Below are 10,942 nucleotides of genomic sequence, written 5' to 3' on the forward strand. Positions count from 1 at the left end.
CTCACCCCCACGTGCGTGGGGAGGACACCTCATGGCCGTACCGCAGGAGACTCCGCAGCGGCTCACCCCCACGTGCGTGGGGAGGACGTGAACCGCACGGCCCGGTCGTCGAGGTACGCCGGCTCACCCCCACGTGCGTGGGGAGGACCTGGACGCTGGCGGGCAGCCGATGCCTGCGGACGGCTCACCCCCACGTGCGTGGGGAGGACCTGGACGCTGGCGGGCAGCCGATGCCTGCGGACGGCTCACCCCCACGTGCGTGGGGAGGACGGGGTGGGCTGCCGGCGGTCGGTGTCCTGGGGCGGCTCACCCCCACGTGCGTGGGGAGGACCCAGAGGGGTGACAGGTGCTCCTTAAGAACTCCGGCTCACCCCCACGTGCGTGGGGAGGACCGCGGACATCGGCAGCCTCGACGGCATGACCGCGGCTCACCCCCACGTGCGTGGGGAGGACGCCAGCGCGGCCTCCACCATGGAGGGGCCGTGCGGCTCACCCCCACGTGCGTGGGGAGGACCGGTTCCTCGGGATCGTCGCAGGTCACAACATCGGCTCACCCCCACGTGCGTGGGGAGGACTGCTCCACCGGCTCACCGAGCCACGTCATCGGCGGCTCACCCCCACGTGCGTGGGGAGGACGCCCCTGACCTGCGGTTCCGGCTAGCCTGTGCCGGCTCACCCCCACGTGCGTGGGGAGGACGGCACGCGATGGAGGTCGAGCAGGAGCAGGGCGGCTCACCCCCACGTGCGTGGGGAGGACCTCGAGCGTCGGAGCGAGTTCGATCCGAAATCCGGCTCACCCCCACGTGCGTGGGGAGGACGCGGCCTCATCGTTGGCGCGCTCGGCGTGTTTCGGCTCACCCCCACGTGCGTGGGGAGGACAGGAGGACGACCCCGGCCAGGAGGCGGAGATCCGGCTCACCCCCACGTGCGTGGGGAGGACCTCGGCATGCCGACGCCCACCCCGTTCGGGGACGGCTCACCCCCACGTGCGTGGGGAGGACGCGGGGATGCCGGGCTGGGCGACGAGCGGCCACGGCTCACCCCCACGTGCGTGGGGAGGACGGATCGGAGTTCCTCGACGACGACTTCCGCGCCGGCTCACCCCCACGTGCGTGGGGAGGACCGGCCTGCTCGGCTCTTGCCTGCGTTGGCGATCGGCTCACCCCCACGTGCGTGGGGAGGACCGGCCTGCTCGGCTCTTGCCTGCGTTGGCGATCGGCTCACCCCCACGTGCGTGGGGAGGACTCCCGAAGTCGGAGGCGACCTGCGCCAGCAGCGGCTCACCCCCACGTGCGTGGGGAGGACGGATCATGCCCACCCAACGCCTCCCAGAGGGCCGGCTCACCCCCACGTGCGTGGGGAGGACCTCGCCTACCGGGCCGTGATCCCGGCAAAGGGCGGCTCACCCCCACGTGCGTGGGGAGGACACTTCCCGACCTGCTATTTCACAATCGCACTTGAGGTTCCCGACGCATGGCCCTCCGCCTCGATGGCGGCGAATTTGATCAGCTGTAGACCGTCGAAATCGACGACATGCCGACGGCGCTGCCCGGCGGTGCGGATAGCGAACCCTTGCTCAGTGTCGGCCGGGTGGATCAGCACGGCCACTCCGTCACCCACGCTCGCGCTGACGGCCGACCATAGTTCGTCTCGCACCCGGGCGGAGACGGTACCCACATAGAGACCGGGGGTGGGCTCTATAAGCCAGCGTGACAGCGCACCGCCGACGTGATCGGGGATCGCTGTCGTTGAGATGACAACCATGGAGGCCATGGGTGCTACTCCAGGTCCCTGGTGTCGAACTCGGAGATGCTAACGGAGGCCGCCTCGAATCCGTAGTTGACGCCTGCGGGGAGCGGGCCCGCTTGCGGGTCCCACAGGTGCACGAGGTCAGATGCTCGATCTGCGGTCGGAGAGCTGTCGCCGGACGAATCGAACAAGGACTGTACGTCGGCGACTATCTGCGGCATGAGCTTGAAGGCTCGGAAATCCTCGCGTAGGCGCCGTCTTGCTTCTCTTTCCGGGTCTGTGGAGGCATGCAGGGAGAAGGCGAGGGGGACGGTGATGCGTGCCTTGTAAAGATCGGCGACGTCATAAACGAAGGCCATCTGCGTCCCGCTGTGCACGAATCCGAGAGCGGGAGAACAACCGAGCGCCAAAACCGCAGCGTGTATGACCCCGTACATGCAGGCATTGGCCGCCGAGAGCGCCTTATTGACGGGGTCCTGGTCGTCCCAGGCGTCCGGGTCGTAGTTACGTTTGAAGCGCTTGACACCATACTTGGTCGCCAGCAGCCGGTAGAGAGCCTTGACCCGCTGCCCCTCGAAGCCGCGCAGCTGCGGGAGAGTCGCACCGGCCGGGGCCGAGGAGGCGCCGAATCTCATCTCATACATCCGCGTTGCTACCTGCAGCCGGCTGTCGTCGGACGCCCAGGCGCGCACCTGCTCCTCCAGCCAGGCCGTGGTAAGTGAAGCGGGCAGAACACCGGCGTAGCTGCGAACTCCACCCGCGCCCACGCAGACAATTGAGGTGCCGTGGCGAGCGAAGGTGGCCATGGCCGGTTGTGTGATGGAGGTACCCGGTCCGAGCAGGACACATGCCAGAGCGGCGGTCGGGATGTAGACCCTGTCGGTACCGTTGGGCGATTCCACCTGCGCGCAGACGCCAGTGTCGTCCTGCACGATGCGAACGGCCTCGGTGTAGAGGAACGACAGGGAGTCCGCGACCCTAGGGAGCATCGCCAGTGTGGGGGCGGCGAGCTTACGCCGTGCCGAGGTCGTCATCCCGTCGCCAGGGCGAGGCTCAGTAGTCCGCAGCCGTAGGACTTGCCTCGTCCGATGCCGGTGAGCACCGCTGTTCGGACGAGTTCGGGGTCGGTCACGACCGCGGACCCGTCGAAGCGGACTACAGCATGTCGGATGCCCCCCTTGGCGCGGACGTCACGCTGGGATTGAGAGGAGATTGTCACAACGGACAGGCCGTTGCCCGCGGCACGCTCCGCCCACCACTGCTCGGCGGCCGCTCCGCGAAGGGCCTCGATCTTTCCTGCCTTCGGGCCCGCGCTTTTTCCCAACCGCTTGGAAGGGTTGGCAGCGATGCGGTAGTGCACCACGCTCCCTTTCTGCAAGCGGTCGAGGAGGCCGTCCAACTGTCTGGTCGCCGCCTCCCCGTACCCGTCGGGAAGGCGGGACAGATGAGGCTCCATCTGGGTCTGGACCAGGATCTGCACGCCGGTTCGGGTGTCTTCCACCCGGAACAGCACGCCGGCTTGGGCGCGGGGGTCGGCTCCCAGGTCGTCGGGGACAAGGCTCATCACTCGTTTATGAAGCTGGTTGGGGTCGGCCATGTCCTTGGTGACGTCGCGCCGCCGCAGGTCGGGCAGGATACGGATCAGCCAGGCGGTCACTTCCCCTCCTTGACGTACTTGGCCAGGCTTTCCCAGAACTCCGAACCGGCCAGGCACAGCCGTCGGGGGATCGGATGCGCGGCGATGCTGACGGTGCGGGTGCGGTAGCGGCGGTCGAACCGGTTGAAGCTCTCGGGCACGTCCGCCAGTTCGGTGACCGCCTCGGCCTGATCGGCCAGGCCCTCGGTAACGAATTCGACGCTGAGGTTCTCGCCCTCCCTGAGACGTCGGGGCAGGGGAACCCTCTGGTGTAGGTCGGCAACGGGGTCGTCCACGTTGTCACGGAGCAGCAGCGGCTGGTCCGGAGGGCAGGAACGGCGGCCGAGGTAGGGGTGCCAGTGCGGGCGGCGCAACGCCTCAGCGAGCTCGGAGATGCGATGCGCCGTTCCCTCTACTGCGACGGTGAAGACCGCGTCGGCCAAGTACTGACGCCGGGTAACCATGGTGGCGGTCTCCTGGCTACGTTGCTTGCCTTCTGCTGTCGGCACGCCGCGTTCCCTGCCGCCGCCGATCGTGTGGAAATCGACCATTCGCACACCGGGCCTGTCGATGCGGACGGTGAAGCGCAGCCCGTCGAAGTCGTGCAGGGGCTGGCCGCGCCGGACACCCTGCGCCGCGGCGAGGAGGCCGATCAGGCCGGATCGCGTGGGGAAGCGCAAGGTGTCGCGATTGCTGAAGACGCTGTGCTCGCCCCAGGACTGGAGGGGGGCCGCCAGACGAAGGACGAGACCGGTCACGCCGGGCTCCGGGTAGCGGCGACGCTGTCGTTGATGAGCTCACCGAAGGAGTCGTAGGCCTCGCCGAGCCCGGTCAAGGGCTTGTCCTCGATGGAGGCGTAGCCGTGCCGTACGACGCCGGAGGTCCCCCACAGGCGCTCGAGGCGCTCGGCGTAGTGCGACAGCTGGCGGCGGGAGGGCACGGCGAGCCCGTTCTCGGGGCGGACGGGAGCTTCGAAGGCAGCGGCGAAGGAGACCGGGCGGTCGCTTCGCACGGCGATGTGCACCAGGTCGGGAAGGGTGTTGGCGGCGGAGGAGGTCTGCTTGCCGGTAGGCAGGGAGGAGACGAACGCGCGGAGAAACTCGCCGGTCAGGTCGCTGGCCATCTGGCCGTCGCCGCCAAGGTTGTCGCGAAGGCCGGCGAGGTCGACGCTGGCGTAACGGTAGAAGACGCCCGCGCTGAACTCGGCGCTGTTCATGTGGCCGCTGCCGACGGCGTCTTCGGGAAGGCAATCGTCGACGGCGGTGAAGAAGTCGATCTCGGGGGCCACCTCGTGGGTGGTGAAGGCGTGGGCGACCTGGACGACTCCGTCTACTCCCGCACCTGGGAGCTCGGCGAGCATGCGGCCGAACAAGTTGATGACGCCGTTACGTTCCGACAGCAGCGCGGCGACCTGGTCGGAGGGCAGCACACCCTTGGCGCCCTTCTTGCCGACGGTCGCCTCGATGGCCTCGCGGTGGGCATCGGCCAGGTCGGCGAGCGCGTCGAGGGCGGCTGTGGGCAGGTACAACAGCACCGACGTGAGGCCCTTGTCCAGCTTGAGTCCGCTCTTGCCGGCGTCTGCGGCGATCTGCGCGCCTGCGGCCGCGGCGGCCTCCTGCGACCAGCCGCGTGCCAAAAGCCGGTCAGCCACCTCTGCGGGTACGCGACGGGTGCGGACGGCGGGGTCGCTGATGGCACGCTCCACTTCAAGCCGTACGGCGCGCTTCCAGCACTGGCTGGACACCCGGGTCCGCGTGACTCCGCCGTACACGAGGCTCTTGGGCGAGCCGAGGTCGTCACGGTTGAGGTTCGCAAACGGCACGGTCTGGAGCACATGCACGTCGAGGTATCGGGGGGTAGTCATTTTTCCTCGCTCTCCTTGCTGGTCACATCGTCCGTGTTCTGGTTCATCGCTCGGTAGAACTGCTGCAGCCACGCCTTAACGACCCAGTCGCGCCGGTCTGCCCAGCGGCTCAGGTCGATCAGGAGTTTGGCCAGGTCCAGCCGGACCTCGCGGGCGTGCAACTGACGGATCAGTCCGGGCAGCTGACGGTGAAGCCCGGCGAGGTCCTGGCGACACAGCAGGTGCAGGCGCGCCTCGATGCTGTCGGCGTTCACCTTGCCCTCGCGTACGGCCACGCCGAGCGTCCGCCCGAGGTTGTCCCGCTTGTGCTGCCCCTCGTCAGGTACGACTTCGGCACTCGGCGGCTCATCGTCTTGCCGCCGGTCGCGGTCGGCCGGTCGGGCCGCGACCAGGGCGGCGACGGTGTAGTAGGCGCTTTCGACCGCTGCCCGCACATTCCTGCCGGGCAGGTCTTCGTTCTGAGGCAGCCACGGGGCGACGACCGCGTGGGCTCGGCGGACGCCGATATCGTGGACGGGTTTGCCAAGGCTACGGCGCAACGCCGCGCGCCGCCCCGGGTCGACCTTGGTCACCTTGCTCAGGTAGCTGACATAGCTATCGGCCGTTTGAAGGGAAGGGATGCCGTTCATGCGCTCTCCTTTGCGGGGCCGGCACCGGGGGCGGTTGCGTGGGCGGCGAAGATGTAGCCGCGCTTCAACTCGATCGCGCGCTTGGCTCTCGGCAGAGTGCCGGCGCTGTCGGTGACCTCGTCGTACACGTCCAGCGCTAGGTGAACGAACTCCTCAGCCGCGCCGTGAAGGTCACGACGCCGGATGCGACCCCAGAAGATGGCTTCGGCCCTGCCCCAGTAGCGGTGCGCGGCCTGGGCGGGCCAAGGACCGGCGGAGATGTCCTTGCGTTGGGGCATTCCAACGCCATTGGACGGGTCGTTGATCGCTATCCACGCGTTCCGCAGCGCCCGCTCCAGGTGCCGTTCCACGCGCTCGGCCGTCTGCCGCATCTCGCTGATCGCATAAGCGAGACGGGAGTCGGCCGCGGTGGTCAAAACCGCCGGGGTGACGGCTACAGTCCACTCCTTGTCCCTGGTCTGGCCATCTTGCTCGAAGCCGTAGGCCCGGACCCGCAGAGTCTCCAGTACGCTGCCCGGCAACTCCTCGGCGTCCCGCAGGACGAGGGGCCGGCGCCGGTGCTCATCGCCGACATCATCGAGGATCAGAGAGTCGAAGTCCCGCCACAGCGCCCGGTTCGCGTCCGCCTGCCTGGCGTAGAACTCGCCGGTCTGCTTGCTCTGCTGGTAGACGAGGTAGGGGTCCTTGTCGGGGAAGTCCCGGTTACGCCAGGCCCAGGTGATCCACGCGTCGACGACGCTGTTCCCGTCGTCGGACGGCTTGAGGAGCACCGCGTGCTGGAACCGGCCTGTCAGCACCCCGGCGATGCCCGAGAGACGGGCCGGAACGCCGAGCGAGTGGGGAAGTTCGTCGGCCTCCCAGGGAGCGGTGTCCGCTCCGCCGTGGTCGTACTCGGCGGGGAAGGGGATGCCGGCGATCAGCGACTCGAAGACCGTCCGGCCGAGCGGGTGGAACGAGATCGAGCTGCGCAGCGGGCCCGCCTTGCTGTTGGCCTCAGCCTTGCCTGCGACCGTACGGGAGGTGCACCGCCCAGAAGGGCCGTAGTAAAGCTGTGCTAGGAGATGCCAGACCGCCTGCTCCGCAGGAACCGGAACGGCCACCAGATCGGTGAAGTGGCTGAACCAGACCTGGTTATTGCCCGCAGGCCTGGTCAGTAGCAGCTTATTGATGCCGGAGCTCTTCGCGCACTCGGTTCGCAGCCGCGGATCCTGCATCCAGGGGCGCTCGGCATCGAACAAGTCGAAGCGCGTCGCGTACCGCCTGAAGTACTCCTCCACGCGCGCCTGGTCAAAGCACCCGGCTTCAAGCAGATCCTCCCGTCGCTCGTACCACTCCTCGACACCCAGCTCGATGTCGTCCAAACCGGTCACCCTGGCAGCGATGACCGCAAGCACTCGCCACAGGCCCGCCGCGCCGGGCGACAGCATGCTCTCGATGTCGGTCAGCTCGTGCGCACGGGCGAAGAGCTCCCGCAGGCCGACCGTCCTTCGCCGGCCATCCTGCATGACCGGCAGCCAACTGCGGCTCAAAAGGTCATAGGGCATGCATCCTCCTTTCTGAACTCGTAAGTCACACCCCCACGGAAGTGGGGATCGATGATCGCAACAGCTGCGAGCGGTCGGCGCGTACTGGCACACCCCCACGGCGGTGGGGAAGGCGGCGTCAGCGCCACCACCAAATACTGATCAGGTGGCCGGCTCCCACCAGAGCCGTCCAGTGGGCCATCCGGGTGATGAACCTGGCGGCCCTCATCAGCGTGCGCCTGTCGATCGACAGATCCATCTGCACCCTGAGTGTGTTGGTCTCCGATCCTCTCGCTGCCATGAAAGGAAGGTACGAGCCGAACGCTCAAGCCGCAACCTTTGCTCTTCCTTTGTTCCTATTTATGTCCCAATTCTGCCTGCATTCACCACTTAGTCACGAATGAACGAAGACTTACCCTTCTGCGAGATCTGAGAGGCCGAGGTCATCGGACAACCGGATCGTCCTGTCCCCGAGTCGTCCGGGCTCGCCAAGTGCCGGAAACGTGACCAGTACGAGGTCACGGAGATGCGGATTGTCCCGCCAGGCCGTCGGCGCGTGGTTATCGTCCGGGAGATCCCGCAGCCACGTCCCCGGCACCGGAATCGTCTCCTGGACAATCCGCCGCACTTGGTGCCTGGTGAAACGCCCATCCCGTCCCTCGCCCGATTCGGGCAGCACCTCGCCTGGGGGCAGAAGGAGCGTGCCGTCCGTAGTCGGAGAGCAGCACACCACGCGCCCGGAGTCGGCACCCAGACGGGTGGAGAACTCATCGACGATCTCCCCTTGACTCAGATCGCTCAGGTCACGCAGGACGTGAGGCTCGGGAATCGCGGCCATGGAGGCGTACATGTCCTTGGTCTGCTCGTCGGCGATCCGCTCCAGATCCTCTTCCGTAATGGGGTCGGTCTGATCTGCGAAGTCCTCGTCGTAGACCTGGTCGATCAACTCCTGCACGTGCTCCGGAATCGCCACCGGCCGGCCTTCCAGGCGTCCGAGCGCATGGTGGGTGCGCCGAAGCAGGGACGCGGGGTAAACGAACGGCCAAGCCCTGGGGATGGTCAGCCCTCCTGTGCCATCGACGGGCGCAAGGACGACCAACCGCATCGAACTGGCCCAGGCGGGGCGGCGGGAGTCGTTCGTGGGGTGCCGGTGGCAGCGGCCGGCGCGCTGCAGCAGCAACGCTATCGGTGCCAGGTCGCTGATCACGATGTCGAAGTCGAGGTCGAGGGACTGCTCGATCACCTGAGTGGCCACCAGGATCGCCGTCCGCGGACGCCGGTCACCGGCCTCCTTGCCGAACCAGCCGACGACCTCCTGGGTGATCTCTTCACGACGCCGGGCCGGAAACCTGGAGTGCAGGAGTTTCACCACCGGGGCGTCGGCGGAGGCCGTGCCGGGCCGGTCGAGCCATGTTTTGATCTCGAGGTAGGTGCGCTGGGCCTCGGCCACGGTGTTGCAGATGACAGCCGCGCATCCCCCCTCGGCGGCTAGGGACGAGAGCAGGTCGTGGACCGCCTCGGTCCGGTTGACAAGGCCGCTACCCGTCATTGGCACGTTCCGAAGGTCGACCTGCAGCCTTCTCGCCCTGGCCCGCACCGGCACCGAGATCGAGGAGGTGGCGCTGGCGTAGATCCAGCCCGGATAGACCACTTCGGGGATAGAGCCGCCACGGCTTCCGGTGCCCTTGAGGTACGCCTCGACGAGCCGCCGCCCCACCGGAACTGGCAGCGTGGCGGACAGGAGCACAACCGGTACCTTCAATGCGCCCAGCCAGTTCAGCAACCGCTTGAGCAATCCCTGCATGTAGGCGTCGTAGGCGTGCACCTCGTCGACCACCAGAACCTTTCCCGACAGTCCGAGCATGCGCAGCACGTTGTGGCGGCCGCGCAGGACCGCAAGCAGCGCCTGGTCGATGGTCCCGACGGAAAGGTGCGCCAACAGCCCTCGCTTACTGCCTCGGAGCCACTGAGTGGCGAAAGGATCTCCGGTCAGAACGTCGACGGCGTGCCCGTCCGGCGCGTACGCCGAGTTCAGCCACGCCATGCCGTGCACCAGCGTCATCGAGTCGGCGCCCTCCGCACGCCGCTTACGAAATTCCTCGACTCGATGGAACATCTGGTCGGAGGTGGCCATCGTCGGCAAGCCGAAGAAGTAGCCAGGGGTCTGTGCCGCCTCGCCCATCAGCCGACCCGCGTGCAGCGCCGCCTCGGTCTTGCCCTCTCCCATAGGCGCCATGACCAGCAGCAGGCCGGGGCCTTGACGGACAAGATCAGGGAGCCGCTCAGCAATCGAGCGTTGCAGAGCATTCGGGTCAAAGGGGAAGTCTTCGGTGAACCCACCTTGCTTGAAAGTGAAGCGCCCGAGGCCCGCATCGCCGAGGAGCCGGGGCGCGACGGTCCGGCTGCTGTCGAAATGATGGCGAAGAGAATCAATGTTCCCTTCTTTCGGCAGCCCGACAGCGATCCGTTCACGTAGGAACATGTCCTGGCTGACCAGCCAGTCCGCCAGAATCACCAACCCGCACACCAGAGACGCCACCGGCGTGGGTAACTTCGCTGGTGGCATTGGGCTGCCGACCAGTTGGTGGACGACGGCCGCGATAGAGCGGCGCTGTTCCTCCCAGCGCCCCCCGCCCAAGGCGGGCAGGCACTCCAGCGGCGCGCGAAACTCCCTCTGGTTCAAAAGTGAAAACCTGCCATGGTGTCCGCCCAGAAGCTGAGCCACGCGGATCCCGGGTGACCGCCCGCTTTCCGTCTTGTAGCCAGTCTCGGCCAGTGCCTGGCCCAGCCACACGTGAGCGGCGAATGCATGCCCCTTCGACTCCGCCTCGTTCTCTGGATAGCCGACGAGCTCGCCGAACCCTTCCTTGTCCTGCATCTGGAAGCAGGCCATGACCTTGCCGATGTCGTGCAGGGCCGCCCAATGCATCAGTAGCTTCTTGGCATGTTCCTGAGGGACCTGAACGCCGTCCGCGATGACGGCTCGGACTCCCGACGGCAGATAGCCCTCCCAGAGCGCCTCTATGACCGCCGCGGCATCAAGCAGGTGGCACACCAGGGGATACCGTCTTCCGCCCAGCCCTCTGGACTTACCCCAGAGCGTCAGATCGATCTCCGGCCAATCAGCCACAGGAACGCCTCCTGATTCCGTTCAGGGCCGCAGCCGGCAGATGTTCGGGTCAACGCCCGCCGAGGGGGATCACTGTAGAGGGGGCGACTGACATTTCGCGGTAGATCCGGGATGCTCGTGTAGCGAGAGTTATGTCAGGGACGCCCGGTCTATTTGCCGGAGGAGGAGGCGTAACTGGTGCGCCCCGGATGGTCGTTTCAGCCTTCGTAGGTAGTACGATCCATGATCTTCCCAAGGGACTGAGCTGACTATGTGGGAAGGCTCTCGAAAGAGGACCCATTGCCCGCGAGGCGCTCATGGATATGTAGGTGTCTGTGGAACGCGTGAACGATCCTTCGAGTGCGATACGCAGGCTCCCGCTCGCAGCGGACCCCCGCCTGCAAGTGTCTTTGTGAAACAGCAGGTCGCGAA

Annotated in this window: 9 protein-coding genes and 1 CRISPR repeat array; all 9 genes read right to left on the reverse strand. The window is 67.0% G+C overall.

Translation table 11 applies throughout. The annotated features are described in order from the left end of the window. The first annotated feature begins 58 nt into the window (after positions 1-58). A CRISPR array of direct repeats spans positions 59-1,427; the repeat unit is 29 nt; unit sequence CGGCTCACCCCCACGTGCGTGGGGAGGAC. Positions 1,428-1,440: 13 nt separating this feature from the next. Beyond that, the gene (cas2e, locus tag AAH991_RS39075; RefSeq protein WP_346231004.1) at positions 1,441-1,773 is read right to left on the reverse strand and encodes a type I-E CRISPR-associated endoribonuclease Cas2e; all 333 of its coding nucleotides are present in this window, start codon (positions 1,771-1,773) and stop codon (positions 1,441-1,443) included. Positions 1,774-1,778: 5 nt separating this feature from the next. Further along, positions 1,779-2,783, reverse strand: a complete 1,005-nt coding sequence (cas1e, locus tag AAH991_RS39080) for a type I-E CRISPR-associated endonuclease Cas1e (protein ID WP_346231005.1) — start codon at positions 2,781-2,783, stop codon at positions 1,779-1,781. After that, positions 2,780-3,406, reverse strand: coding sequence for a type I-E CRISPR-associated protein Cas6/Cse3/CasE (gene cas6e / locus AAH991_RS39085; RefSeq protein WP_346231006.1), 627 nt, complete (start codon positions 3,404-3,406; stop codon positions 2,780-2,782). Before cas6e ends, cas1e begins: the two co-directional genes overlap by 4 nt. Beyond that, a complete protein-coding gene (cas5e, locus tag AAH991_RS39090; RefSeq protein WP_346231007.1) occupies positions 3,403-4,143 on the reverse strand; it encodes a type I-E CRISPR-associated protein Cas5/CasD in 741 nt (246 codons plus the stop codon). The genes cas6e and cas5e overlap by 4 nt, the downstream gene beginning before the upstream one ends. Continuing rightward, entirely contained in the window at positions 4,140-5,249 is a 1,110-nt protein-coding gene (gene cas7e, locus AAH991_RS39095) for a type I-E CRISPR-associated protein Cas7/Cse4/CasC (RefSeq protein WP_346231008.1), read from the reverse strand. Before cas7e ends, cas5e begins: the two co-directional genes overlap by 4 nt. Continuing rightward, on the reverse strand, positions 5,246-5,878 hold the full coding sequence (gene casB / locus AAH991_RS39100; RefSeq protein WP_346231009.1) for a type I-E CRISPR-associated protein Cse2/CasB: 633 nt from the start codon (positions 5,876-5,878) through the stop codon (positions 5,246-5,248). The genes cas7e and casB overlap by 4 nt, the downstream gene beginning before the upstream one ends. Next, entirely contained in the window at positions 5,875-7,422 is a 1,548-nt protein-coding gene (gene casA, locus AAH991_RS39105) for a type I-E CRISPR-associated protein Cse1/CasA (RefSeq protein WP_346231010.1), read from the reverse strand. The genes casB and casA overlap by 4 nt, the downstream gene beginning before the upstream one ends. Before the next feature lie 118 nt (positions 7,423-7,540). Continuing rightward, complete coding sequence (locus AAH991_RS39110; protein ID WP_346231011.1) at positions 7,541-7,702, reverse strand: hypothetical protein; 162 nt, start codon at positions 7,700-7,702, stop codon at positions 7,541-7,543. Positions 7,703-7,813: 111 nt separating this feature from the next. Beyond that, a complete protein-coding gene (gene cas3 / locus AAH991_RS39115; protein WP_346231012.1) occupies positions 7,814-10,531 on the reverse strand; it encodes a CRISPR-associated helicase Cas3' in 2,718 nt (905 codons plus the stop codon). Positions 10,532-10,942 lie beyond the last annotated feature (411 nt).

The sequence above is a fragment of the Microbispora sp. ZYX-F-249 genome (assembly GCF_039649665.1).
Classification (GTDB): domain Bacteria; phylum Actinomycetota; class Actinomycetes; order Streptosporangiales; family Streptosporangiaceae; genus Microbispora; species Microbispora maris.